The sequence below is a fragment of the Duganella phyllosphaerae genome (assembly GCF_001758785.1).
Lineage (GTDB): Bacteria > Pseudomonadota > Gammaproteobacteria > Burkholderiales > Burkholderiaceae_D > Rugamonas > Rugamonas phyllosphaerae.
On the sequence record NZ_LROM01000119.1, the window covers coordinates 1 to 25,098 of the forward strand.

Here is a 25,098-nt window from a genome sequence, read left to right on the forward strand (position 1 = left end):
CGGTCCCGTGCACCTGTTGTGGCCCGACGGCGCCCGCCGCCACGGCGACCGGTGGCAGTTCCATGCACCGGCCATGCCGCTGGTGCACGCCTACGCCGAGCTGGCCGCCGCCAGCGTGCCGCCGGCGCTGGCGCTGCCCGAGGCCGCCGCATCGGCCCCCGCCACCTTGCGCCTGTTCCTCGGTCTGCGTCCCGACGCCGACGGTGGTTACGGCCGCTACGTGAATATTCCACAGCGGCTGCGCCCCTCCCCGCTCAACCTGATCTGGCTGCCGCTGGCCGGCAGCGCCCAGAGCCGGCTGGCGCCGGAAGCGATCGACTTTTCCTTCCTCGACTTCGATGCCTACTGATACCGATACCGCCCTGTTCCTGTTCCCCCATCCCGACGACGAATTCGGCGTCTGGCAAACCATGGTCGACTGCATGGCGCGTGGACTGCGGGTGCGCTGCGCGTATTTCACCACCAGCCCCACGGCGGACCTGTCGGCGCGCCGCGCGGCCGAGTCGCGCCGGGTGCTGGGCGCCATCGGCGTGGCGCAGGACGATATCTTTTTCCCTGGCGCCGAGCTGGGCATTCCTGATGCGCGCCTGCCGCACCACCTGGCGCCGGCGGCAGCCTGGCTGGCGCGCTGGTGTGTTGAAGCCGGCACGCCACGATTGCTGTGCGTGCCGGCATGGGAAGGCGGCCACCACGACCACGACGCGCTGCACGCGCTGGCCCTCGATACGGCACAGGCGGCCGGCCTGCTGGCCGTCGTGCGCCAGTACGCGCTGTACAACAGCGCCGGCCTGCCGAAACCGTTGTTCACGGTATTGCGGCCCCTGGACGCCAACGGCGCGGTCGAGCGCACGCCGATACCTTGGAGAAATCGCCTGCGCTTCTTGCGTTACTGCATGTGCTATCCGTCACAGGCGATCACCTGGATCGGCCTGTTCCCGTTCGTGCTGTGGCATTACCTGCGGTGCGGCGAACAGGCCTTGCAGCCGGTGAACCCGGCCCGCACGCTGGAGCGTCCGCATGCGGGTGAGCTGTATTACGAGCAACGCAAATTCTTTACCTGGCCGCAGATGCAGCAACAACTGGCCGCCTGGCGCCAGCACCGGCCCTGACGATCACACCCTTCACTTCCATGACTACTGACAACCGTTACCCATCGCGCCTGGCGCGCTTTGCCCTGCCGGCAGGCGTGCTGTTGATCCTGCTGTTCCTGCTCATCCGCAACCACGGCCTGTACCCGCTGATCTTCCTCGACGAATGGAGCTACAGCCGCTACTCGCGGCTGGCGCCGCTGGGCGAGGCGATCGTGCCGTCCTACCTGTACCTGTGGTTGTTCCGCGCCACCAACGCGTGCGGCCCGGAGTTCCTCGAATGCGCGCGCCTCGGCAACACCGTGCTGTACCTGCTGGCTGCGCCGTTCCTGTACCGGGTGGCGCTGCCGCTTGCCGGCCGCGCGGCAGCGGTCATGATCACGCTCTCGATACTGCTCGGCGGCACCAGCGTCTACACCGCTTTCTTCATGCCCGAGGCCACGTATTTCCTGTGTTTCTGGGTACTGACCTGGCTGGTGCTGGAAGAAATCGGCGGTACCGGTGTGCGCGGCGCCGTGTGGACCGGGATCACGCTCGGTTTGATGAGCCTGGTAAAAGTGCATGCGCTGTTCTTGCTGCCCGCCATCATGGTGTACGCCATCTGGCGCAACTGGCGCGATGGCCGGACCGGCGTTGGCCTGGTCGCTGCCGTGGTCATGGGCCTGTGCCTGCTGGCGGTGAAATGGGGGCTCGGCTGGCTGCTGGCCGGTCCTGCCGGACTGGACGTGCTGGGCAGCTTCTACGGCAACCAGACGGGCAGCGACAGCTCGCCGCTGCGGCTGCTGCAGCCGGCGCTGTGGAACCTGTACGGCCACGCCATGGCGCTGGTGCTGCTCTGGGCGCTGCCGCTGGTGGCCGTGGCCACTGCCGCCACCAGCCCGGCCGTCCGCGCTGCGGCGGGCAAGCCGGGCCTCAACGCCCTGGTCTACACCGTACTCACGCTGGGCGCCACCATGGCGCTGACGGTGGCGTTCACCGCCTCGATCGCACATGTCGGCCCCAACGAAGTTTCGCGCCTGCACATGCGCTATTACGGTTTCGTGCTGCCGCTGCTGCCGATGCTGGCAGCCTCGCCCCTGCTGGTCGCCGATCTCGGCCAGCGGCTGCGCGCCGTGCTGGCCGTGCTGTTTGCCGTGCTGACCATCTACGCGGCCATGACACTGTTCCGGCACTTCCCGTACATCATCGTCGATTCGCCCGAGCTGACCAACCTGCGCAGGTTCAGGGCCATCTTCAACCTCCTGGTACTGACGCAGTTGGTGCTGGTAGGGCTGTGGGTCTGGCGCCCGGCGGTGGCGCGCCGGGGTTTCATCTGGGTGCTGCTGCCGCTGCTGGCGATCAATTCCGCCGTCACGTCCACCAGAATGCTGATGGCTTTGAGCGGCAATTCCTTGCCCGCTGACCGCGCGGGACGCGCCATGTACCAGCAATTCACCCCGCAGCAGCGCGACCACCTGGTGCTGGCCGGCCCCGACGACTCCGACCTGTACCGCGCGCAGTTCCAGGTGGACCGCCACGCCAGCAAGGTGCTGATCATGACCCCGGGTATGCCGATTACTGCCAGCATGCTGCCGCCAGGCACCGAGGCGTTGATGGTGCTTGGCCAGCAACCGTTGGCGCCGGATCTGGCGCCCCAGGTGGTCACTGCCGATTACACCCTCACCCGCATGCCGCCCAAGCCGCTGGCGGACCGGGTGGTCACCACCGTGTACTTCCAGGGCCAGCCGAACGCCGGCCTGGTAACGACCAGCGGCCTGTCGACGCCCGAACTGTGGGGCACCTGGTCCGACAGCAAGCAGGTCGTGTTGCGCTTTGCCCAGCCGCTGCCGCGCCACATGCTGCTGACCATCAACGCCAAGGCGTTCGGCCCCAACGTCGGTGCGCCTATCGGGCTGACCGTCGGCGCCGCTACCCATGAGCTGAAGTTCGCTGCCAGCGTCACGCCGTACAACGTACGCATCGATACCGATGGCCGCCAGACCGAAATGGTGTTCGACATACCGCACCCGACCTCGCCCAGCCCCTTAACCGGCGGCAAGGGCGACCCGCGCCCGCTCGGGCTGGGCCTGGTGGATCTGACGGTCGGCGCCTTCGACCAGCCGTAAAACACAGGTCGCTATTTGCGCTGGCGGGCCTGCTGCTGGCGGGCGAACAGTTCGCCCATGTACAGGTCGCCGCGATAGCTGAAATGGTGCTGGTCGCGGTACATCAGTGTGCTACCGATCATCGCATGGCAGCGCGCGGCGTCGCACAACGGTGCGGCCGTGTCGAACACCTGCACCTGCGGGAAGTCCTTGAGCACGGCGTCCCACGCCTGCTTGTGCGCGGCGATGTTCTTGTCGAACGTGGCGCGCAGCATGGCGCACTCCACGTTGGTACTGGAACTGGCCACGCCGGGGCGCCGCAGGCAACCGCGCGGATCGAAGTCCAGCATCGGCAGGTCATACACCAGGATCACTTCGCGGCCGGCAGCCAGCAGTTGTTTGACAGTCTCGCGCATGGCCGCCATCACCGACTGGCCATCGGCATTTTCGCCGTGCAGCTTGACGGCGGTGGACACGATCACGGTCTTGATGCCGGGCGTCTCCAGCGCCAGCTTGAGCATCATCGGGGTGGCCTTCTGGTACGGATCGTCGCCGTCGGGCAGGCCCAGGAACGGCACGCGGGTACCGAGGAACCACAGGTTTTCTCGCTGCGCGCGGTAGTAGCGGGTCATCCCGGCCACCAGGTGATAGGCGTGGCTGTCGCCGATCAGGAGCACGGTCGGGTCGCGGACCGGCTGGTCGAGCAGGCAGTATTCATACAAAGAGTCGAAACCGTAGCGCTGCTTGCAGGCGGCCGCGTTGGCCTTGTCCTCGACGATCACCAGGTCTTTTTGCTGCAGGGCGTTGACGGCCATGCTGGCGCGCTGCGGCCAGCCCTTGCCCGCGACGATGCCGGCAGCCACCGCCACCAGCGCCAGCATGGCCCCCGACAACACCATTACCTTGATGCGCCCGCCGCTGGCGCCGCGCAGGGGCCGCTCGACCAGGCGGTACGTCAGCCAGGCCAGCAGCACCGCCGCCAGGACGGCGCACACGCGCACCCTGGCCGACGGCAGGCCCGACTCGACAATGCGGGCAAACGACAGCAGCGGCCAGTGCCACAGGTACAGCGGATAGCTGATCAGCCCGAACCACACGGCCACGCGGTTCGACAGCAGCAGGCGATTGCACAGCGCTTGCGGCCCGGCCGCGATCAGCAGGGTGGCGCCCAGCACCGGCAACAGCGCCCAGCCGCCGGGAAAGTGGCGGTCGGCGCGCAGCAGGGCCAGCGCCGCCACCAGCAGCAGCATCCCGACCACCGAAGCGACATCGCGCGCCCGCGCGCTGCCCGCATCGAACAGCGTGGTCCGTTCGCCGGCGCCATCGTGACCGGGCTGGCGCGCACCGACGAACAGCTTGATACGGTGCACCGACAGGTAGGCCAGCACGGTGCCGAACAGCATTTCCCACACCCGGCTGGCTGGCGAATAGAAGGTCGCGCTGGAAAACTTGTGGACGCCAGCCAGGTTGACCGCGAACGACAGCACCAGCACCACCAGCGCCAGCTTGAGCACGCTCACACCGCGCCGCCACGCACACCACATCAGCACCGGCCAGACGATGTAGAACTGCTCCTCGATGCCGAGCGACCACAGGTGCAGCAGCGGCTTGGTTTCGGCTGCCGTGTCGAAATAGCCCACCTCGCTCCAGAGGAAGAAGTTCGAGACGAAACCGGCGCCGGCCAGCACGTGCTTGCCCAGCATCTTGTATTCATCGGGGAACAGGGCAAACCAGCCGAACAGCATGGAGGCGCCCAGCACCAGGAGTAGCGCGGGGAAAATCCGGCGCACCCGGCGCGCATAGAAATCGCTGAAGCGGAAGCTGCCCTGCTCGATGCCGGCGATCAGGATGCTGCCGATCAGAAAGCCGGAAATCACGAAGAAAATATCGACGCCGGCAAAGCCGCCCGGCAGGCGCGCCGGAAACGCGTGGTACAGCACCACCGACAGCACGGCGAACGCGCGCAAACCGTCGATGTCGGCGCGGTAGGCCGGGCGCGCTGCGGCGAGCGGGGATGACAAGGTGGCGGAGTTTGACGCGTTGGCCGCAGGCGCGGCATCGGGCGGGGAAAACGGACGTGGTGTCATGGCGCGAACCGCTGGCTATTGTCCAGCGATCAAGCATAAAAAAAAGCCATTGTAGTCGAAACCACAATGGCAATATAGTCGTGCCCGAGGCTGGTGCGCTGAGACAGCCGCGAACCGGCCCCAGCTACCAAACAGGTTTACTGCTTCGGCACGCCGCCGAGCAGGACCGCCAGCTTTTGCTTGGGCTTGGTCGCGGCATTGCCGGCCGGGGCGCTGGCCGCAGGCAGCGTGCTGCGCGCCGGTTCGTACGGCTTGAGGAACCATGGATCGACCTTGTCGCGGCGCGGGGCCATGCCCATGCTGCGCGGGGCGCGCTCGCCGGGACGACCGGCCGGGCTGCGGCTGCTGTCTTCCGGACGGCGCGGATGGCGGTCGCCACGCTCGCTGCGATCACTGCGCTCGCCACGGTTGCCGCGATCTTCACCGGCTGGCGCAGCACCGTAGGCAGGGGCCGGGTTGAAGCCTTGCAGCTCGCCGCGCGTAATGGTTTGCTTGATCAGTTTTTCGATGTCGGCCAGCAGGCGCTCGTCCTTGTCGGAGAAGATCGAGATGGCGTCGCCCGAAGCGCCGGCGCGGCCGGTGCGGCCGATGCGGTGGACGTAGTCTTCGGCGTTGTACGGCAGGTCGTAGTTGATCACGCACGGCAGGTCGGTGATGTCGAGGCCACGGGCGGCCACGTCGGTGGCGACCAGGATGTCGGTCTCGCCCTTTTTAAACGCTTCGAGTGCGGCCATGCGCTCCTGCTGGGTCTTGTCGCCGTGGATGGCGACCGCCTTCATGCCTTCGCGCTCGAGTTCGCGCGCCAGGCGCGAGCAGCCGATCTTGGTGTTGGAGAAGATGATCACCTGTTTCAGCTCGCGCTGGCGCAGAATGTGCGCGGTAACCGCGTGCTTCTGGTTCTCCGCGACCTTGTAGACGACCTGGGTCACCTTGTCGGCGGTCTGGTTGCTGCGCGCCACTTCGATGGTGATCGGGTTGCTGAGGAAGGTGTTGGCCAGCTTTTTGATTTCCGGCGAGAACGTGGCCGAGAACATCAGGTTCTGGCGCTGCTTTGGCAGCAAGTTGATGATGCGCTGCAAGTCTGGCAGGAAACCCATGTCCAGCATGCGGTCGGCTTCGTCCATCACCAGCATTTGCACTTGCGACAGGCTGATATTCTTTTGCTCGATATGGTCGAGCAGGCGGCCCGGGGTGGCGATGACGATTTCCACACCAGCCTTGAGCAGCGCCGTTTGCGGCTTCATGTCCATGCCGCCGAACACCACGGTGGAGCGCAGCGGCGTGTGCTTGGCGTAGGCCTTGACGTTCTCGGCCACCTGCACCGCCAGTTCGCGGGTAGGCGTGAGGATCAGCGCGCGCACCGGGTGGCGTGCAGGCGACGTGCTGTGGCTGGCATTGGCCAGCAACATCTGGATGATGGGCAGCGAGAAACTGGCGGTCTTGCCGGTACCGGTCTGGGCCGCACCCATGACGTCGCGTCCTTGCAGCAGCACGGGGATGGCCTCGGCCTGGATGGGCGTGGGATGTTCGTAACCGGCCTCGTCGAGCGCGCGCTGGATCAGCGGCGACAGGCCGAAGTCGGCAAAGCGTACGCCGGCGACCGGCACGACCGGTGCTACCGGCGCGGCTGGTGCAGCCAGTGCAGCAACGATCTCGGGCGCGGGCGCTAGCGGTGCTGGTGCGGCAGGTGCTGGTGCGGCAGGTGCTGCCGGTGCGACTGGCGCCGCTGGTGGTACGGATGCTTCGAGCGCGGGTGCAGCAGGTGCAGCAGGTGCATTGGATGCGGACTGGGCGTCAGCGGACGGGGTAGTGATCTCGGATTCGGACATAGTGTGTGGGCCGGCCCCTGGGGGACAACCAGCTTTCTTCAATAAACAACAGAATCCGCACCGGGGAAAAGGGACGGGTGCGGTGGCGGCGCTCTATACACGGCAGGCAGCACCGTAAACTATACCCTAAAAAGCGACAAGTGCGCGAAAACACTGACTATTATCCCGAAACCATTGCAAAGTGGAAGGTATAATGGCAAGCAAGCTATAAAATTGATAACACTTGACCCTGCCGGACGGAGCTGACCGGCTCCTTGAAAAACCCACATGTCCGCACTTACCCCGTCTTCCGTATCCGCCTTGCGCCCGTTCTGCGCATCGCTGTATATGCTATTAGTGCTGTCGCTATTGTCCATGCTGGTCGTGGCGGCCGGCTGGCCGTTATCGGCCGGCGCCACCACGCCGTCGCTGCGCTTTAAAAAACTGGGGCCGCTGGGCGGCGACGAGCCGTCGATGCTGGCGCTGATGCAGGACCGCAAGGGCTACGTATGGGTGGGCACCCATGCCAACGGCCTGTACCGCTACAACGGTTACCAGGCGGTGCGCTATGCCCATGATTCCGCCGCCCCGAACAGCCTGCCGCACGATCGGGTCTCGGCCATTTACGAAGACCCGCAGGGCCGCATCTGGGCCGGTACCCAGAACGGCCTGGCGCGCTTCAACCCGGACACCAACGACTTCAGCACGGTGGCGCCGGCCAGCGGCCCCAACAATCATCGTATCGTCAAGCGCATCATCGCCGACGGCCGGGGCGGCATGTGGATCGCCACCTGGGGCGGCTTGCAGCACTTCGATCCCGAGACCAGCAAGTTTACCGTGTACGCCCACGACGCCAAGGATCCCGGCAGCCTGGCCAGCAACGACCTCAACGCACTGGCGCTCGATAGCCAGGGCGGCGTCTGGGCCGCCACCTGGCCCGGTGGCCTCGACTACCTGGCGCCGGGCGCCACCACCTTCCGCCACCACCAGGTCGATCCCTCGGCGCGCGCCGATACACGGGGCAACATTGTGCGGGCGCTGCAATTCGACCGCGACGGCGCGCTGTGGATTGGCACCGAGGCCGGCGTGGTGCGCTGGGATGGCAAACGCGACTGGAGCACCCGCACCGCCGTTCCCTCGCCCGCCAGCCGCATCACCGACTTCAACCTCGACAACAAGGGCGTGCTGTGGGCCACCACCCTGTCGGCCGGGCTGCTGCGCTGGAATGGCGCCAGCGGCGTTTTCGACCAGTTCGCCCATGCCGCCGACGATCCGTACAGCCTGCCCGGCAACAACCTGCGCGCCGTCATGCAGGACCGCGGCGGCATGTTGTGGATCGCCTCGTTTACCGATGGCATCGCGCTGGCCAACCTCAGCAGCGAGGGTTTTACGCGCCACGTGCCGTTCCGCATCGACCACCGCGCAGCGCCTGCCAGCAACGCGCTGCTGAGCCTGGCGCGCGCGCGGGACGGGCAGATCTGGCTCGGCGGCAATGTGGGGATGAGCTTGTTCGATCCCGGCAGCAACACGGTGATCAAGACCTGGCAGGCCGACGGCAAGGCGCCAAGCAAACTGAGCCGCTCCATCGTCTACAGCATGTACCAGCAGGACGATGGCCAGGGGCCGCTGTGGCTGGGCACGTCGAACGGCCTGCATCGGCTCGACCATGTAGGCGGCGCGTTCCGGGCCATCCGCTTCGGCAACACTGCCAGCGACTACATCAACTTCATCGCTCCCGGGGCGGGCGGTGCGCTGTGGCTGGCCACCGGCAACAGCCTGATCCGCTACGAGCCGGCCACCGAGGCCCGCAAGATCTACTACAACGACCCGCACGACAGCAACAGCCGCAGCGTCAACGGCGCTTCCACCGTGCTGGAGGACAGCAGCGGCCGGGTGTGGGTGGGATCGGAATGGAATGGCGGCGGCCTGGACTGGCTCGATCCCGCCACCGGCACCTTTCGCCACTTCCGCCACGACCGTGCCGACCCCGCCAGCATCAGCGACGACAACATCGTCAGCCTGCACCAGGACGCCAAAGGCCGGATCTGGATCGGCACCAGCAAGGGCTTGAACCTGGCCGTGTTCGAGGCAGGCGGCAAGGTGCGCTTCACGTCGTACGCGGCAGCCATGCGGGCGCAGAAAATCCTTGCCATCGAACACGACCTGGACGGCAATATCTGGTGCAGCACGCTGGCCGGCCTGTTCCGCCTCGATCCCGAGACGGGCAAGGTCAGCCGGTTTACCGCCGCCGACGGCCTGACCGAGGGCTACACCGTCAACTCGTCCGCGCGCGGCGCCGATGGCGTGCTGTATTTTGGCGGGGTGCACGGCATGACGGCGGTGACGCCAGCGAAGGTGCGCGCCAGCTCGGTGCCGCCGCAGGTGGCGATCACCGATATCACGGTGTTCAACCATTCGCTGCAAAGCGGCACACCGCGCGCCAACGTCAAGGCCGAGGGGCCGGTCACCGCGCCCACCGCGCTCACTCTGGCCTCGGAGGCGTCGGTGTTTTCGATCGAGTTCGCCGCGCTCCACTACACCGACCCCGGCCAGAACCGCTACGCCTACCAGTTGCAGGGTTTTGATCGCGAATGGGTGCATACCGACGCCGCGCACCGCAGCGCCAGTTACACCAACCTCAACCCTGGTAACTATGTGTTCCGGGTAAAAGCCGCCAATCACCTGGGCGTGTGGAACGCGGAGCCGGCCACCTTGCGCATCACCATCACGCCGCCGTTCTGGCAACGCTGGTGGTTCCGCATGCTGGGCGTGGCGCTGGTGGTGTTCACGCTGACGCTGCTATACCAGCAGCGCATTGCCCGCCTGACGCGCCACCAGTTGCAGCTTGAAAAAGTGGTGGCTGCACGCACGGCCGAGCTGGAAGAGTCGAACCGCAAGCTCGCCGAACTGAGCACCACCGACGGCCTGACCGGCGTGGTCAACCGGCGCGGCTTCGACCTGGCGCTGGCGGCCGAATGGCGCCGCGCCGCGCGCGCCAGGCAGCCGCTGGCGCTGTCGATGATCGACGTCGATTTCTTTAAAAAATATAACGACCATTACGGCCACCAGGCCGGCGACACCACCTTGCGCGTCGTGGCCGACCTGATCACCGCCCACGGCCACCGGCCCACCGACCTGGTGGCCCGTTATGGCGGCGAGGAATTCGCCCTGCTGGCCGCCAATACCAGTGCGGCCGACGCCGTCGAGGCCGCGCAGTCGATGTGCGCCGAGCTGGTGCAGCGATGCCTGCCGCACCAGCGCTCGCCGTTCGGCATGCTGACCATCAGCATCGGCGTGGCGGCGCTGGTGCCCGGCGACGATAACTCGCCGGCCATGCTGGTGGCGATGGCGGACCGGGCGTTGTACCAGGCCAAGGAGCGCGGACGCAACATGGCGCTGCTTGCGCCGACCGTCGGTACGACTTAAAGCTCGACCTTGATCCTGGCGGCGACGCTGCGTTCGGCGCCGGGCGTGACGTACAGGCCGGCCCAAGAGGACGTGTAGTACGTGCGGTTGAACAGGTTGAGCACGTCGACCGACAGCTTGACCTGCGGCGTCACCTGCCAGTAGCCCAGCAGGCGCGCGGTGGTGTACGACGGCAAACTATAGGTGTCGGCAGTGTTGCCCGAGCGTGCGCCCACGTGGTTGACGCCGGCGCCCACGCCGTAGCGGCTGCCGTTCGCCAGGCTGTCCTCGCGGATCGCCAGCAGGCCGGCGCTCCATTTCGGCACGTTCATCAACCGCGTGCCGGCCGCCAGGGTGCGGTCGCGCGTCACGCGCGCGTCGTCGTAGGCGGCGTTGCCGCTCACGCGCCAGTGGCGGCCGATCTGGCCCGTCACGTCCGCCTCCACGCCGCTGCTTTTCACTTCACCCGCCGCTACCGAGAAGCCCGGCACATCGCTGGCGGTGAGCACATTGGTCTTGGTGATGTCGTACACGGCCACGGTGGCGCCCAGGCGCTGGTCGGCGCTTTGCAGCTTCCAGCCCGCTTCGTACGACGTGGACTTTTGCGGATCGAAGGCGTTGCCATTGACATCGATGCCGGTATTGCCCCGGAACGATTTGCCGGCCGACACGTACAGAGAACTCCAGCTGTTAGGCAGGTACGTCACGCCGGCACGCGGCGACACCGCGCTCTGCTTGCGGTTGAGCTGGTTGCCGGCCACGCGGTTGACCAAGTCCTGGCTGTACTCGTCCCAGCGCAGGCCGGCCAGCAGCTTCCACTGGTCCGACAGGCTGACCTGGTCTTGCGCGAACACGGCTTTCACGCGCTGGCGTTCGTCCGAGCTCGACGTGCGCGAGATCAGCGGGCCTGCCGGCCGGCCGTACACGGGCGCATAGATGTCGAGCGGCGTGTTGGCCGAGCGCAGGATTTCGGTATTCATCCACAGGCGCGAGGCTTCGGCGCCCACCAGCAGCGTATGTTCCAGCGCGCCGGTGGCGAACTTGCCTTCGATCTCGCCGTTGACCGAGGTATCGCGCGACGGCAGCGTGCGCCAGGTGGCCTGGCGATTGAGGGTGCGGTTGTCGGCCGCCAGCGACGTCGCCTCCGTGTACTCGCCCTCGAAAGTGCTTTCCTTGTAGCTCGCGCCCAGGCGTGCGCGCCAGCCGTCGGCCAGCACCCGGTCCAGCGTCAGTTGCTGGGTCTTGCTCGACAGGTGCATGTTTTTGTCGGTCGGCTCGTTGAGGATGCGGTCGCGCGGCAGCGTACCGAGCTGGCCGCGCACATTGATCACGCCGCGGTCAAGCGGCGTGTCGGACTTGAGGATTTCCGCTTCGTAGTTGAGCGTGGTGCGCGGGTCGATCTTCCAGGTCAGCGCGGGCGCCACCAGCATGCGCTTGTTGTGCAGCAGCGACGAGCGCGGATCGCCCTCTTCCGTCATCAGGTTCAGGCGGTAGGCCACGGTCGAGCTCAACGGGCCGGTGGTGTCCACCGTGGCGCGGCGCAGGCCGCGATCGTTGAAGCCCACCTCGGCCACGTGGCGCGCGGTGAACTTCGGCTTCTTGGTGACGATATTGATGGTGCCGCCGGGCTCGCTGCTGCCGTAAATCGCCCCGGCCGGCCCCTTGAGAAACTCGAAGCGCTCGACCGTGGCGGTGTCGCGCGGCGGGTTGTAGCCACGCGAGCCGGGAAAGCCGTTGACCAGGAAACCCATGTCGGTGCTGGAAAAGCCACGGATGCCGAAGTTGTCCCAGGTGCCGCCAAAGTCGTTCAGGCGCGAAATACCACTGACGAAATCGACGGTGTCGGCCAGGCGCATGGCGCCCAGGTCTTCGAGCTGCTCGCTGTTGACCACGCGCACCGATTGCGGCACTTCGCGGATCGGCGTATCGGTGCGGGTGGCGCCGCTGCTATGGCTGGCATTGAAGGCGGCGCTGCGCTCGGCCACCACGTTCACTTGCTGCAAGGTGGCGTCACCTTCCGCAGCGTCTTGCGCCTGGACTAACGTGGTCGTGGACAGCAGGCCCAGGGCCAGCCAGGGCTTGAGAGGACGTAACATGGTGCTCCGTGGTGTTTTTGAAAGTTGCAGCACTATAATCGAGAATGATTATCATTTGCAATCCTTGAACACGGATAACCGCTTGTTACATCCCGCCAGCCAGTGTCACCCCCTTACAGCTTGCCGCTCAAGGTCAGGAACACCTGGCGCGGAGCGCCGGTGAGCAGGGTTTGCGCGGTGCCGTTCGGATCGCGGGCCTGGAAGCCGTTGGTGCCGACGGTGCTGATGTACTGCTTGTCGAACAGGTTGCTCACGTTCACTTGCAGCGACAGGTCTTTCATGAAGCCCAGCGACTTGAGCTTGTAGCCGGCCGTCAGGCTGCCGATCCAGAACGCATCCACGCTGGCGTCGTTGGTGTAGGTGTAGTAGCGCTTGCCCGTGTACTTGCCGCCCAGGCGCGCGAACCAGGCGCCGCTGTCGTACGATGCTTCGGTGCTGAACAGGGTTTTCGGCGCGCCGGCCACCTGCTTGCCGTTCACCTGCACCAGCGTCGTGCCGTCCATGTAATCGGACTTGTATTTCGAGTCGTTATACGTGGCCGAGTTGAACCAGCTGAGTTGACGGTTGATTTTCCATACCGCGATCGCTTCCACGCCACGGGTATCGACCTTGCCGACGTTGACGAAGGTGGACGGGCAACCGACGATGCCGGCGCAGGTGGCCACACTCAACTGGCGGTCGTCGAAGCGGGCGCCGTACACGGCCAGCGAGCCTTGCACCGCGTCGCGCTTGAAGCGGTAGCCGAGGTCGATATTGGTCGAGGTTTCCGGTTTCAGGTTGCCGACGCCGGCGTCGTACGCGGCCTGGGTTTGCGAGAACGGGCCACCGACGCCAGGCTGGTGCGCGCGCATGTTCTTGGCGGCCGAGGCGAAAATCTCGTCGTCCGCCGAGAGCGCATAGTTGGCGCCGACTTGCGGCAGGAAACTCTTCTCGGCGTTCAACTGGCCGGCGGCGCGGTTGCCGATGATGTTGCGGGCGGAAATGTCCACGCTCATGCTCTTGAAGCCGGCGTTCACTTTCAGCTTGCCGTCCATCAGGGCCAGGCTGTCTTGCAGGTAGAACTGCGAGGTGGTGGTGATGAAGTTCTGTTTCCAGTCGATCTGGAACGGGTTCGACAGGAAGTACATGGTGTCGGCCGGGTCGGTGGCCGCGTAGTAGGCGCGGGTACCGGTGTGGTCCGAACGCTCGCCCCAGGCGCCGAAGGAGACGGTGTGGTCGCCCGCCTCCCAGGTTGCATCGGCCATGATGCCGTTGCGGTTGATGCGGTACTCGGTGGTGCGGATCGACAGCGGGTTAGCGGCGTTGGTGGGCACGTACGGCGTGTACCAGTGGCCTTCGCCCTTGTTGTCGTGGTGGTAGCCGGTGGTTTTGAGGTTGAACGACGGGGTCAGGTTCAGGTCCAGGATCAGGCCGCTCAGATTGTCCTTGCGCAGGCCGCCGGCCGAATAGTAGGCGTCGTCGAGGCTGGTGACGTTGCCGCTGAACTGGCCACGGGCGGCGTTGATGGCGCGCTGCCAGTCGGGTTGGTAGTTGTCCCAGTCGTAGCCGAGGCGGCCCAGCATTTCCTTCGACATGTCCTGGTAATCGACTTCCTTGCGGTCCGAGTGGTTGAAGAAGCCGGTCAGGCTGTTGCTCTCGCCGAAGTTGAAGACGAAGCGGGCATTGACCTGGTCCTGGTCCTGGCCGCCTTCGCCCTTGGTCTTGTCGGTGCGCTGGCGGGTGCCGCTCAGCGAGGCTTTCATGGCGCCGCCGATCAGGCCGGAATCGACGCGGACAAAGGTGCGCGAGGTCGAATCGCTGCCGCCGGTTTGCGACAGCGTCAGGCCGCGTTCGTCGGTAGGCGCCAGCGTGAAGAACTGCACCGTGCCGCCCAGGTTGCTGGTGGAGGCAGTGGCCAGCGAACCGGCGCCCTGCGACACCTGCACCCGGCCGATGTTTTCCGACGACACGGCGCGGCTGATGTGCAGGCCGTTGTTGTTGGCGTAGCTCATGTCGCCGAGCGGGATGCCGTCGAGCGTGAAGCCCAGCTGGCTCTGGCTGAAGCCGCGCAGGCTGAACGACGTCGACCACTCGTAGGCGCCGAACGGATCGGCCGACTGGAAGTTTACGCCGGGCAGTTTATCGAGCACCTTGAGCGGGCTGGTGCCGGGCAGCGCTTCGGCCAGGTCGTCCTTGTTGATGTTCTGCACCTGGCGCGACTGGCCGCGCCCCGTGATTTCCACGGTCTGCACCGGGCCGGCCATGGCGGCCACGGTGGCGCTGTCGGCCACTTCTTCGGCGTGGGCGGCGATGGCCAGGGCTTGCAGCACGAGCAGGCACAAAGGTTTCAGGGGGAAGCGCTGGGACATGGCTGTTCTCTTTCTTGCTGGGTGAGTTGGTATCAATCAGCAAGATTGTAAGAACAGCATGTGACGTTGCGATGACGTGACGATGACAGTTGAGTGACACTGCAACACTTTAGCTAGGCTGCTGCGCTACTCCTGTCCACGGCAAAGTCGAGCAGTGCGTCGGGCGCAATCGGCCGCGAAATATGGTAACCCTGCAAGTAGTGGCAGCCCATGCGCTCGAGAATGGCGGCCTGGCCGGCCGTCTCGACACCCTCGGCCACCAGTTTCAGGCCCAGCGACTGGCCCATGGCGATAATCGCGTGCACCAGGCTGTTGCTGCGGTCGCTGTGCTCGATGTCCATCACGAAGGCGCGGTCGATCTTGAGGGTATTGAGGTTGAACTGCGTCAGGTAGCTCAGCGACGAATAGCCGGTGCCGAAGTCGTCGAGCGACACGCCCACGCCGAGCGCACGCAAGCGGTCGATCACGCTGTGGACATGGCCGCCATCGTCGATCAGCACGCGCTCGGTCAATTCCAGTTCGAGCTGGCGCGGTGGCAGGTTGTGGCGCGCCAGCGTCTGCTGCACCAGCGCCACGAAGAACGGATCAGCCAGTTGCCACGCCGAGACATTGATACTGACGGTGACCGCGCCCAGCGGGCCGTCGCGCCAGGCCGCCAGCTGGCGGCAGGCCTGCTCCAGCACCCAGGCGCCGATCGCCACCACCATGCCGCTGTCCTCCGCCACGGGAATGAACCGGTCGGGCGGCACATTGCCCAGTTGCGCGTGATGCCAGCGGATCAGCGCCTCCGCCTTGGTCAGCGCGCCGGTGCGGGCATCGACGATGGCCTGGTACACCAGGCGGAACTCGTTGTTTTCGATGGCGCCACGCAGGGCGCCGTCGATCACCAGCGCGTTCTTGGCGGCAGCGTTCATCGAATCGTGGAAAAAGCGCAGCTCACCGCGCCCGGCCTTCTTGGCCTCGTACATGGCGATGTCGGCATTGCGTACCAGGGTGTCGCTGTCGCTGCCCAGCATGGGATAGCAGGCCACGCCGATGCTGGCCGACACCCCGATGGCGTGGTGCAACAGCTGGAAGCGCGACGACAGGGCGGCGAGAATATGCTCGGCGCAGCGGCGCGCGGCCTGCTCGGCTGCGCCCGGCGCCAGGTCCGGCAGCACGATGATGAACTCGTCGCCGCCGAAACGCGCCAGCAGGTCGCCCGGCCCCAGCATGGCAAACAGGCGCTGCGCGGTCTGGCGCAGCAGTTCGTCACCGGTGGCATGGCCGAAGGAATCGTTGACGCGCTTGAACTTGTCGAGATCGAGGAATAACACCACGCATTCGCGGCCCGTTTCGCGGCAACGCGCCACTTCCTTTGCCAGCGCTTCGGACAGCGCGTGGCGGTTGTAAAAGCCGGTGACGGGGTCGATGCGGGCCGCCTGCTTGAGCAGGTCGTCCTTGCGCTGGCGCTCGCTGATATCGAGCAACTGCACCAGGCAGTACAGCTGGCCACGCTCGATATAGGGCGAGCCGGCCATTTCCAGCGGCAGGCGCGCGCCCGTATGCAGGGTGACCACGGCGGTGTCGGTCATCGGGTATTGCACCCCGGGTGCCTCGAAGCGCTTGAAATAATCGTCCACCATCGCAGGAGTGATCCTGGGCAGGATGTCGCTCAGGTGCTTGCCGACCAGGTCGGCCGCTTTCTCGAAACCCAGCAAGCGCGCGCCGCGCTCATTGGCCACGTGGATGATGCCGCGACGGTCGCGGATCAAAAAGCCGTGGCTGAGGCTGTCGATGGTGCGCGCGTAGCGCTGCTGCATTTCATCCTGCACCGCGTAAATCAGGCCCAGCATGGAAACGGCTTTGAGGATGGACGTGCCGGCAAACCACAGCAGATACCATTCCGGCGGCAGGGTGGCGGCGGACACCAGGTTGAACACGCCGCGCGCCACCAGGGTGCAGCCAAGCAGGCGATAACGGCGCTGGGCGCGGTACAGGCGCACACCCATCCAGATCATCACCAGGCCCAGCGCGGCGGCGCTGCCGGGCGGCACCCAGTGCGAATGCCATTGCCACAGCGCATAAAATCCCGCCGTGGCGACAGCGATCGCGACAATAATCGGACGCCAATGGCGGCGCCGCAAATCGCCGAGAAAATATTGCGTACCGCCATAATAACCGGCCATACCGATCACCAGCATCAGCGCGCAAATAAATAATCGCCAGGATGGCGATAACACGGCCGCTCCTGCAAACCAGGTCAATCCACCTGCCATGACGGCGGCCTGGCCAATACCCCACAGCAGGGCATGTTTTTCCTTGCGGTGCATCAGCCATAAAAACACCAGCAATACCACCAGGAGAGCGTCCACCGCAAAGGAGGACGTCATCATCGACAAGTTGACATACTGTTCCGGCTGAATGCTCATGACCTGGCGCCGCTGGCGTGCTGACAATTACTTGATTGCAGCTATTGTATGCCAGTAACACCCGAGATTTGCTAGCACGCTGAAATTTTGCGCGCCTGCAACACCGCCATCATGCCAGCAATGAGCATGATACCGCCAATTTTCAGCTTTTTTGCCACGACGGTATGCGCCCTGGCGGCCGATCGGCGTCACCAGAACAGCGACAGCGCCAGCAGCCACATCACCACCGCAATCGCCCCGTCGAGCACTCGCCACGCCGTCGGACGTGTAAAAACAGGGATTAAATATCGCGCGCCCAGGCCCAGGCTTAAAAACCAGATAATCGATGCCAGCATGGCGCCAGCGGCGAAATACCATGGACCAGCACCGGGTTGCTGGCCCCCGATAGAGCCGAGCAACACCACGGTGTCGAGATAAACATGGGGATTTAACAGGCTGAATGCGAGCATGGCGGCAATCACCTGGCGTCGGCTGACAGCAGAGGGTTGTTGAGTGACGTTGAAACTCGATGATTTACAGGCAGAAAGCGCAGCACGTATGCCATAGCAGAATAAAAAAGCGGCGCCGGCGATTTTTATCCAGAATAAAAGGCCGGGCGCATTATTAATAATTTCACCCATCCCGGCCACGCCGGCGCCGATCAGCAGCACGTCGCAGGCGATGCAAATGGCAATACAGGTATACACATATTCCTGCTTCAACGCCTGGCGCAACAGGTAGGCGTTTTGCGAACCGATCGCGATGATCAGCCCGCCGCCGAGGCCCATTCCCTTCAGTAATGCACCCAGTTCCATGATGGTCTCCTGCAAAAAAGACCACAGCTTAGCGGCGCGCCAGTCATCAGTATAATTAATAATATTGGACTAATATCAGGAATGCTAATGAGCAGGATCGACTACCGGGGCCTGGCCGCGCTCGATGCCGTGGTGGAGCATGGCAGTTTCGACAAGGCTGCGATAGCCCTCTCCATCACGCAATCGGCGGTCTCGCAGCGCTTGCGCATGCTGGAAAGCCAGGCCGGCGAACTGCTGTTGCTGCGTAGCCAGCCGCCGCAGGCGACCGAGGCTGGCCACCGCCTGATCGCCCATTATCGTCAGGTTCGGCTGCTCGAAGCCGCCCTCGACAGCAGCAACCGGTCCGGCGCCGGTCGCGCGGAGTTGGCGATCGCCGTCAATGCCGACAGCGCGGTGACGTGGCTGCAGCAAGCGGTCACCCCACTGATGGCGGCCGGCGACTGCATGCTGCACATCACCATGGACGACCAGGACCATACGCTCACCATGCTGCGCGAAGGCCGGGTGTTTGGCTGCGTGACCAGCGAAACCGCGCACGTGGCCGGCACCACCGCCACGCCGCTGGGCCGGATGCGCTATCACTGCCTGGCCAGCCCGGCATTTGCCGCGCGCTGGTTCCCGGACGGTTTGACCGCCGCCAGCGTGGAAAACGCGCCCGCGCTCGACTTCAACCGCAAGGATGCGCTGCTGGCGCGGTTTATCGCCCAGGCCACCGGCTACCAGGGCCGCTATCCGCACCATTCGTTTGCGTCGTCGGAGGGGTTCGTGCGGTTTCTGGAAGCCGGATTTGCCTACGGCATGGCACCGCAGCTGCAATGCGCGGCCCAACTCGAAGCCGGCACGCTGGTCGACCTGGCGCCGGGGCGGGTGCTCGATGTGCCGCTGATCTGGCATATGTGGGATATCCAGACGCCGTTTACCAAGGCGCTTACCGAGCAGGTGATAGACACGGCGCGACGCTGGCTGTTGCAGCCGGGAGATTAAGCACCGGCCGCTACGCGCTGTTTCAATACGCTGCTGCCGCCCGGCTGGCGCAGCGTCTAAAACAGGTCGATTTGCGTCGATTCAGGCTGCGGCGATGCAGCCGGCTGCGCCTTTTTCTTGCGCGGCGGCGGCGGGTCGAACCAGGCCCGCATCAGTTCGGGCGGGAACTGCTGGAAATAGCTACGCGCGCGTTCGGGATCGCGGCAGCGCAGCCAGTCGTCATATTCGTCGGCGGCAATCACGATCAGCGAGCGCTTTTCGTCGCCCGGCTTGTGGAAGCGCTGCATCAACGGATGCTCGTCGGCATTGATGGTCAGCTGCGTGAACGAATATTCGGGACCGTTCTCGCCAGGCCACTCGCGCCAGATGCCGGCCACTGCGAACGGCGCGCTGTCGGCCCGGCCGATCTGCCAGCGCTGGGCCGCGCCCGACTCGTAATTGGGCTCGAAAAATCCGGTCATCGGTACCAGGCACAACTGCCCTTCGCGCCAGCATTTCGCGTATGACCGCAGCTGGCCCACCGTTTCGGTGCGGGCATTCATGGTGTCCCACGGCTTGACGCCGGGCGGAATGTGCCGGCGTGGCACCAGGCCGTAGGTGGCAGTGGTGCACACCAGTTGGCCGTGCCCGTTGTAGCGGATGATGGGCGCCGGGTAGTCTTTCCAGCTCTCAGCGGGCCAGTCACCCCCCTCGAACAGGCTCAACTGGAACAGGTCGGCCAGCAGGTCGCGCGACGTGGGCCGGTAATTGGTGCACACGACCTGACTCCTAGCCGCGCAGCCCGACCAGCAGTTGCGCAACGCTGTCGTGGGTGGCGGTCCAGCCGGACGTGGCCAGCTTGGGTGCGCACACCGGGCAGTCCACGAACGGATCGCAGTCGTGCTCGAGGTCGATGAACAGCTTGCCCATCACCGGCTTGCCGGCGTAGGAATCGACGGTGACCGGGCGGTTTTTCAGCGACGTGGCAGCGACTGCCGGCACAAAATCGGCGCCGCCCGGTGGCAGCCAGCGCGAGAACGCTTCGGTTGGTTTGCCATCGGGCACATACCAGGACTTGCGCTCACCGTTCCAGCGCGCGCCCAGGGCTTTGGCCTCGTCTTTTTCCGCAAACGGAACTTTAAGAAACATCATGCGGCATACTCCGTGACGAACAGTGACAAAGCCGCTATTTTACGCGTCTGTGAGAAAATTGGCGCCTGAACCCCGGAGACACCGTATGCCCCTGATCGAACCCCTGACCCTCACCCTGCCCGAGCTGGCCGAACGCTGGCACATGTCGCCGCAACAAATGCTCGCTGGCGCGGTGCCGCAAGTGCTGCCGATGTATTTCTATTTCGATGGCCTGGTGTTTGCGTTCGGCGACAAGTGGCTGCGCGCCAACGGCGACGCCGCCATCACGCAAGACCTGGACACGCACCAGACCCGCGCCGCGTCGATCGAAATCGACCTGCAGCGCCAGGCGCTGCACAAGCGCGGCCTGTTGAAACTGACGCAATGGGAAGAAGCGCTGAGCGACGGCGAACTGGCCGAACACCAGGCAGAATCGGACCGCCTGGCCGGCGAAATCGTGCGCCTGACCGCCCTGCTCAAGCAGCGCCACGAAGAACGCCAGCAACACGTGCGCAACGGCCTGCTGCGCGCTGCCCCGCGCACGCTGTCCGACATCGCCCTGCACGGCAAAACCCGTTTCCCGCAATTTGCCTTCATGCCCAACACGCCGCCGGGCTTTGACAACACCGAACGGGTGCCGCCCGGCACCGTGGTGGCGATGGAAGACGGCTTCCCGCTCAAGGACGTGCTGACCGATGCCGACCTGGTAATCTCGATGCTCGACATCAAGCTGGCCGAGGAAGCCGGGCTGCACCAGCAACCCGGCATCTAATTACTTCAACGCGATGCGCTTGTGCTCGCGGGCCGAGCGATAGACCGCCTCGATGATGCGGATATCGCGCAAGCCTTCTTCGCCCGGCACGATCGGCGTGCGGTCCTGCATCACCGATTGCGCCATATGGTCGAGCTGGCCGGCGAACTGGTTGGCCGACGCATTCGGCGGCGCCGTGATTTCGTTCTTGCGCCCGTCCCCTACCCACAGCTTCTGGCCCTGGTAGCCGGTGGCCGGCTCCATCTCGATGCGGCCCTTGTCGCCCATCAGCAGGAACTGGTTGCGGTTGGCCGAATACATCGACATGCACGAACCGATCACGCCGGACGGAAACTCGAGCTGGAATTCGATCATGTCTTCGACGTCGCGGAAGCGCGGATCGGACCGGTCGGTGGTTTCCTTGGCATACACAGAAATGGGTTCCTCGCCGGTCATGTAACGCGCCGCCTGCAGCGCGTAGATGCCGATATCCATCAGCGAACCACCGCCCGACATCGCCTTCTTCACGCGCCAGTTGTTGCCGCCCGTGGTGTAGCCGTGCTCGGAGCGGAAATAGCGCAGCTTGCCGATGGCGCCCGAGCGCGCCAGCCGCCGCGCCTCGAGGTTGAACGGCTCGAAGTGGCAGCGGTAGCCGATCATCAATTTCTTGCCGGCCTGCTTGCAGGCGGCAATCATCGATTCGCATTCGGCCGACGAGATCGCCATCGGCTTTTCGCACAGCACGTGTTTGCCGGCCTTGGCGCCCCTGATCGTGTATTCGGCGTGCATCGAGACCGGCAGGCAGATGTAGACGATGTCGATGTCGGGATTGTCCTTGATGCGGTCGTAATTCTTGTAATCGTAGATATTCGCTTCCGGCACGCCATACTCGCCCGCCACTTTCCTGGCCTTGACGGGGTCGCCGCTGACCAGCGCGACCAGCTTGCTGTGCTGGCAGTATTTGAATTGCGGGATGATGATGCCGAGCCCGTAACCACCGAGACCGACGATCGCGTAGCCCATCTTGCGGTCGGGATTGGCCCACACGGGACCGCCCACTGCGGTTGCCGCCAGCACGCCACCTGCAGTCATGACCAGATTACGCCGAGTAAAATCCATCATCCTCTATCTCCTGTTCGTGGTTTGTGTTTCTTGTTCGGCAATTTTAGTACAAATGTTAGCGCTACAGAGCATCGGTAACATGCCGCGCGCCATAAATTTCGGCAGGGTCGCATTCTGGCGAACCGCGCTAAGATAGGCGACCGACTTGACCTGGAGTTCCGCCATGAATGAACCGCATGCAACAACTGAACAAACACCCGAACGCCTGCCCATCGGCACTCTTGACGGCGTCGAATTCGACGTCGTCGCCTGGGGACCGGCGCAAGCCGATGTCGACTTCAGCGCTGCCTGCATGTTCGAGCACGAGCAAGGCGGCGCCCCCGTCGCCGGCGGCCTGCTCGGCCTCGACACCGCGCTCGGCGGCCAGCTGACGGCGCTGCGCGCCAGCGGCGCCTTCCGTGCCCAGGAAATGGAAACCATCCTGATCAGCCTGCCACCAGCCAGCCTGCCCGCCCGCGCCGTGCTGGTGATCGGCCTGGGCAGTCCCGAAACACTGGACGGCGACCGCCTGCGCCGCGCCACCCGCGTGGCCATGCGCGAAGCGATCCGCCACGGCGCCCGCTCGCTGGCTTTCGCCCCCAGTGTTCTCGACGGCGGCCACACCGACAACGCCGGCCTCGACATGCCCGGCATGATGATGGACGGCATGCTTGGCGCCTTGCGTGCCGAACATGCGATGGCCACAGCCGGCCTGGCGCCGCCGCCATCGGTGCAGCGCTGCACCTTCGACGTCGGCGCGCCGCGCCTGCACAGTTCGGGCGAGGCCTTTATTGCGGCCTTCAAGGAGTTCGCGCAGGCGCGCGGTCAATAATTCTTGGAGTATATTGGGGACTTATTCACGCCCACTACCGGGGGAGTCGCCATGCACCACCTGATCCGTCCAGCCGCCTGCGCCCTGCTCGCCTTTGGCCTGGCCGCCGGCACCGCCTCGGCGGCCGTCACCGTCACCTACGTCAATACCGAAAAGATGACCGATGTGCCGCGCTTCGAGACCGACCGCAAATCGATGGAAATCGACTTCCGCGAATTCTTCGAAGAGCAGGCCAAAAAACTGCCGGCAGGCCAGGATTTAAAGGTGGAAATCCTCGACATCGACTTGGCTGGCGACGTCTTCCCGCGCGTGCCGATCCGCGACGTGCGCGTCACCCAGGGCACCTATGACTTCCCCCGCATCCACCTGCGCTACAGCATCGAGCAGGACGGCAAGGTGCTGCGCAGCGGCGAGCGTGAGCTGGCGGATCGCAACTACCAGCTCAACGCAAACAGTTATCGCAGCGAGATGTATCACTATGAAAAGCAGATGCTCAGCGAGTGGTTCAGGAAGGATGTGCTGGCGGTGAATTGATGGAGCAAATGCTACTTGAAAACTTCACGATATCAGCCATAATGTGTTCAGTTTACTGAACATTTTAGGAGTTGCACCATGCAACTACGCGAAGTCGGGATGCACGTTCACGAAAAGCGGAAAGAATTCGGCATCAGCCAGGCCCAGCTGGCCAAGCTGGCCGGCTTGTCACGCACGACGATAAATCAGCTGGAAACTGGTGTACTCGAAGATCTTGGTTACACCAAGCTCAATCACGTGATGGGGCTTCTGGGCATGAGCTTTGACGCCAGCGATAGAGTCAAAAAATCGCCGGCCCTCACCACCGCCGCCCGCGCTGCCAGCACCAGCTACACAAAGCTCCTCAACGCCGAGACGTTAAAGCATATTCTGCAATCGGGGGTCGTTCCGGAAGACTTCAAGCCCCACATGATGACGCTGCTCGATGAAACGCCGGTACCATTGGTATTGAGTGCGATCCGTGAAGCTTCGGTTGAAACCAACACCCCGGCGAAAATCGTCATGAAGCACGTCGCCGCCATGGCGAAGTCGCTGCATGCCCACCGGGCAGTTTGGTGATGGCAACCGAAACGACCTGGGAAGGACTGTTTCAACAGGCCTTGCGCCTGGTGGATGAAATTCACACGCACGGCAGCAAACACTTCACGTGGACCTTCGGCGGCGGAACTGTACTGATGCGCAAATATCGACATCGGCTCAGCAAGGACATCGATATCTTCGTCCCCGACCCGCAAGCCTTGAACTATGTGAATCCGCGCCTGAGTCAGGTGGCAGAGGATATGGCGGTCCATTACGAAGAGGCCAACAACTTCGTCAAACTGTTTTTGCCAGAGGGAGAGATCGACTTTGTCGCCTCTCCGAACCTGACCGAGATACCTTACGCCGAAGAAGAGATATTCGGTCGCTTGGTCCGCGTTGAAACTGCGGCAGAAATCATCGCGAAGAAGTTTTATCACCGAGGCCATCAACTGCTGGCGCGTGACATGTTCGACTTCGCCTTGGTTGCAGAGATGGAGCCGGAAGCACTGCGCCAGGCTGGCAAATTTTTGATCCGGTACATTACTTCGATTAAGGCCGTGCTCGGAGGAGACCTGACAAATCTTTGCCTGCAGTTCGATGCCATCGAGAAGATCGGATACCACGCCACGTTTGAGCACGTATGTGAAGTGGTCATGCTTGGACTGGATGCCGCGGCAAGAAGTGCCGTCGAGTAGGCTACACGATGAAAAGTAATGTAAAAAGGGCTAGCGAACCTCGCTAACCCTTTGATTTTATTGGTAGGCCTCCCCAGAGTCGAACTGGGCACCAACGGATTATGAGTCTCAGTTGAGTTCGTTGAATTACCTTAAAAATCAAACACTTGCGTTGCTTGCCAAGCTGCTCAACACAGTCTGAATCACTCACATTTCATCGGTTTTGGCCGAACTCGGCCACAAAATTGACACACCGGTTAGTCTACCCAACCGAAGCGTGTGCTCCCACTATCTGATTCCACCCTGCCCTCCGATGACATGCTGTATTGTGATCAAGCCATTCCAAATTCTTGCCGCTAAAATTCTCCGCATTTTTTCAGACTAACAAGATAATATGCTTTCGTCCGCGTTTGGCTTGGTAATCCCCCCTGCAAATGATCGCCATCAGAAGTAGAATTTTCTCAATTAGTTT

18 protein-coding genes and 1 pseudogene are annotated in these 25,098 nt (G+C 64.1%); 10 read left to right on the forward strand and 9 right to left on the reverse strand.

What is annotated here, in order from left to right:
• The 3 genes and pseudogenes from DUPY_RS20980 to DUPY_RS20990 form a co-directional block, all read left to right on the forward strand.
• A pseudogene (locus DUPY_RS20980) lies at positions 1–349 on the forward strand (GNAT family N-acetyltransferase); the annotation flags it as partial.
• Positions 339–1,109, forward strand: a complete 771-nt coding sequence (locus DUPY_RS20985; RefSeq protein WP_070250798.1) for a PIG-L deacetylase family protein — start codon at positions 339–341, stop codon at positions 1,107–1,109. The pseudogene DUPY_RS20980 and the gene DUPY_RS20985, both read left to right, overlap by 11 nt.
• A 20-nt stretch (positions 1,110–1,129) precedes the next feature.
• Entirely contained in the window at positions 1,130–3,193 is a 2,064-nt protein-coding gene (locus tag DUPY_RS20990; protein WP_070250799.1) for a DUF7024 domain-containing protein, read from the forward strand.
• An 11-nt stretch (positions 3,194–3,204) separates the two neighbouring features.
• Here DUPY_RS20990 and DUPY_RS20995 read toward each other — a convergent pair whose 3' ends face one another.
• Positions 3,205–5,259, reverse strand: coding sequence for an acyltransferase family protein (locus tag DUPY_RS20995; protein ID WP_084640833.1), 2,055 nt, complete (start codon positions 5,257–5,259; stop codon positions 3,205–3,207).
• 137 nt (positions 5,260–5,396) lie between these two features.
• The gene (locus tag DUPY_RS21000; protein ID WP_229255452.1) at positions 5,397–7,088 is read right to left on the reverse strand and encodes a DEAD/DEAH box helicase; all 1,692 of its coding nucleotides are present in this window, start codon (positions 7,086–7,088) and stop codon (positions 5,397–5,399) included.
• A 267-nt stretch (positions 7,089–7,355) separates the two neighbouring features.
• Between DUPY_RS21000 and DUPY_RS21005 the strand changes: the two genes are divergently transcribed.
• A complete protein-coding gene (locus DUPY_RS21005) occupies positions 7,356–10,493 on the forward strand; it encodes a ligand-binding sensor domain-containing diguanylate cyclase (RefSeq protein ID WP_167359095.1) in 3,138 nt (1,045 codons plus the stop codon).
• Here DUPY_RS21005 and DUPY_RS21010 read toward each other — a convergent pair.
• The 4 genes from DUPY_RS21010 to DUPY_RS21025 all read right to left on the reverse strand — a co-directional run bounded on the left by DUPY_RS21010 (position 10,490) and on the right by DUPY_RS21025 (position 18,121).
• A complete protein-coding gene (locus DUPY_RS21010) occupies positions 10,490–12,568 on the reverse strand; it encodes a TonB-dependent siderophore receptor (RefSeq protein ID WP_141749621.1) in 2,079 nt (692 codons plus the stop codon). The genes DUPY_RS21005 and DUPY_RS21010 overlap by 4 nt on opposite strands.
• A 113-nt stretch (positions 12,569–12,681) precedes the next feature.
• Positions 12,682–14,916 (reverse strand): TonB-dependent receptor, encoded by a 2,235-nt coding sequence (locus tag DUPY_RS21015; protein ID WP_070250801.1) that lies wholly within the window; start codon positions 14,914–14,916, stop codon positions 12,682–12,684.
• Positions 14,917–15,029: 113 nt separating this feature from the next.
• Entirely contained in the window at positions 15,030–17,327 is a 2,298-nt protein-coding gene (locus tag DUPY_RS21020) for a putative bifunctional diguanylate cyclase/phosphodiesterase (protein WP_229255453.1), read from the reverse strand.
• A 188-nt stretch (positions 17,328–17,515) separates the two neighbouring features.
• Positions 17,516–18,121: a LysE/ArgO family amino acid transporter gene (locus DUPY_RS21025; RefSeq protein WP_070250803.1), complete on the reverse strand. Its 606-nt coding sequence runs from the start codon at positions 18,119–18,121 to the stop codon at positions 17,516–17,518.
• 87 nt (positions 18,122–18,208) lie between these two features.
• Here DUPY_RS21025 and DUPY_RS21030 point away from each other — a divergent pair, with 87 nt between their 5' ends.
• Positions 18,209–19,105: a LysR family transcriptional regulator ArgP gene (locus DUPY_RS21030; RefSeq protein ID WP_070250805.1), complete on the forward strand. Its 897-nt coding sequence runs from the start codon at positions 18,209–18,211 to the stop codon at positions 19,103–19,105.
• 56 nt (positions 19,106–19,161) lie between these two features.
• Here the strand turns inward: DUPY_RS21030 and DUPY_RS21035 are convergent, their stop codons facing one another.
• The gene (locus DUPY_RS21035; protein WP_070250806.1) at positions 19,162–19,863 is read right to left on the reverse strand and encodes an SOS response-associated peptidase; all 702 of its coding nucleotides are present in this window, start codon (positions 19,861–19,863) and stop codon (positions 19,162–19,164) included.
• A gap of 10 nt (positions 19,864–19,873) precedes the next feature.
• Positions 19,874–20,236, reverse strand: coding sequence for a DUF5710 domain-containing protein (locus tag DUPY_RS21040; protein WP_070250807.1), 363 nt, complete (start codon positions 20,234–20,236; stop codon positions 19,874–19,876).
• 85 nt (positions 20,237–20,321) lie between these two features.
• Here DUPY_RS21040 and DUPY_RS21045 point away from each other — a divergent pair, with 85 nt between their 5' ends.
• Positions 20,322–20,987: a hypothetical protein gene (locus tag DUPY_RS21045; RefSeq protein ID WP_070250808.1), complete on the forward strand. Its 666-nt coding sequence runs from the start codon at positions 20,322–20,324 to the stop codon at positions 20,985–20,987.
• Here DUPY_RS21045 and DUPY_RS21050 read toward each other — a convergent pair whose 3' ends face one another.
• Positions 20,988–22,088 (reverse strand): Gfo/Idh/MocA family protein, encoded by a 1,101-nt coding sequence (locus DUPY_RS21050; protein ID WP_070250809.1) that lies wholly within the window; start codon positions 22,086–22,088, stop codon positions 20,988–20,990.
• Positions 22,089–22,251: 163 nt separating this feature from the next.
• On the opposite strand from DUPY_RS21050, the gene DUPY_RS21055 reads away from it, so the two are divergent.
• The 4 genes from DUPY_RS21055 to DUPY_RS21070 all read left to right on the forward strand — a co-directional run bounded on the left by DUPY_RS21055 (position 22,252) and on the right by DUPY_RS21070 (position 24,647).
• Positions 22,252–22,899 (forward strand): M17 family peptidase N-terminal domain-containing protein, encoded by a 648-nt coding sequence (locus DUPY_RS21055; RefSeq protein ID WP_070250810.1) that lies wholly within the window; start codon positions 22,252–22,254, stop codon positions 22,897–22,899.
• Between the two features lie 51 nt (positions 22,900–22,950).
• Complete coding sequence (locus DUPY_RS21060; protein ID WP_070250811.1) at positions 22,951–23,433, forward strand: DUF3016 domain-containing protein; 483 nt, start codon at positions 22,951–22,953, stop codon at positions 23,431–23,433.
• A 78-nt stretch (positions 23,434–23,511) separates the two neighbouring features.
• A complete protein-coding gene (locus DUPY_RS21065) occupies positions 23,512–23,991 on the forward strand; it encodes a helix-turn-helix domain-containing protein (RefSeq protein ID WP_070250812.1) in 480 nt (159 codons plus the stop codon).
• Positions 23,991–24,647 carry a nucleotidyl transferase AbiEii/AbiGii toxin family protein gene (locus DUPY_RS21070; RefSeq protein WP_070250813.1) on the forward strand — a complete coding sequence of 219 codons (657 nt, stop codon included), beginning with the start codon at positions 23,991–23,993 and terminating at the stop codon, positions 24,645–24,647. Before DUPY_RS21065 ends, DUPY_RS21070 begins: the two co-directional genes overlap by 1 nt.
• Positions 24,648–25,098 lie beyond the last annotated feature (451 nt).

What these genes read in the sequence shown, in the direction of transcription:
- DUPY_RS20985 (WP_070250798.1), top strand. Translation starts at nt 339, where the DNA reads ATGCCTACTGATACCGATACCGCCCTGTTCCTGTTCCCCCATCCCGAC.
- DUPY_RS20990 (WP_070250799.1), top strand. Translation starts at nt 1,130, where the DNA reads ATGACTACTGACAACCGTTACCCATCGCGCCTGGCGCGCTTTGCCCTG.
- DUPY_RS20995 (WP_084640833.1), bottom strand. Translation starts at nt 5,259, where the DNA reads ATGACACCACGTCCGTTTTCCCCGCCCGATGCCGCGCCTGCGGCCAAC.
- DUPY_RS21000 (WP_229255452.1), bottom strand. Translation starts at nt 7,088, where the DNA reads ATGTCCGAATCCGAGATCACTACCCCGTCCGCTGACGCCCAGTCCGCA.
- DUPY_RS21005 (WP_167359095.1), top strand. Translation starts at nt 7,356, where the DNA reads ATGTCCGCACTTACCCCGTCTTCCGTATCCGCCTTGCGCCCGTTCTGC.
- DUPY_RS21010 (WP_141749621.1), bottom strand. Translation starts at nt 12,568, where the DNA reads ATGTTACGTCCTCTCAAGCCCTGGCTGGCCCTGGGCCTGCTGTCCACG.
- DUPY_RS21015 (WP_070250801.1), bottom strand. Translation starts at nt 14,916, where the DNA reads ATGTCCCAGCGCTTCCCCCTGAAACCTTTGTGCCTGCTCGTGCTGCAA.
- DUPY_RS21020 (WP_229255453.1), bottom strand. Translation starts at nt 17,327, where the DNA reads ATGAGCATTCAGCCGGAACAGTATGTCAACTTGTCGATGATGACGTCC.
- DUPY_RS21025 (WP_070250803.1), bottom strand. Translation starts at nt 18,121, where the DNA reads ATGGAACTGGGTGCATTACTGAAGGGAATGGGCCTCGGCGGCGGGCTG.
- DUPY_RS21030 (WP_070250805.1), top strand. Translation starts at nt 18,209, where the DNA reads ATGAGCAGGATCGACTACCGGGGCCTGGCCGCGCTCGATGCCGTGGTG.
- DUPY_RS21040 (WP_070250807.1), bottom strand. Translation starts at nt 20,236, where the DNA reads ATGATGTTTCTTAAAGTTCCGTTTGCGGAAAAAGACGAGGCCAAAGCC.
- DUPY_RS21045 (WP_070250808.1), top strand. Translation starts at nt 20,322, where the DNA reads ATGCCCCTGATCGAACCCCTGACCCTCACCCTGCCCGAGCTGGCCGAA.
- DUPY_RS21050 (WP_070250809.1), bottom strand. Translation starts at nt 22,088, where the DNA reads ATGATGGATTTTACTCGGCGTAATCTGGTCATGACTGCAGGTGGCGTG.
- DUPY_RS21055 (WP_070250810.1), top strand. Translation starts at nt 22,252, where the DNA reads ATGAATGAACCGCATGCAACAACTGAACAAACACCCGAACGCCTGCCC.
- DUPY_RS21060 (WP_070250811.1), top strand. Translation starts at nt 22,951, where the DNA reads ATGCACCACCTGATCCGTCCAGCCGCCTGCGCCCTGCTCGCCTTTGGC.
- DUPY_RS21065 (WP_070250812.1), top strand. Translation starts at nt 23,512, where the DNA reads ATGCAACTACGCGAAGTCGGGATGCACGTTCACGAAAAGCGGAAAGAA.
- DUPY_RS21070 (WP_070250813.1), top strand. Translation starts at nt 23,991, where the DNA reads ATGGCAACCGAAACGACCTGGGAAGGACTGTTTCAACAGGCCTTGCGC.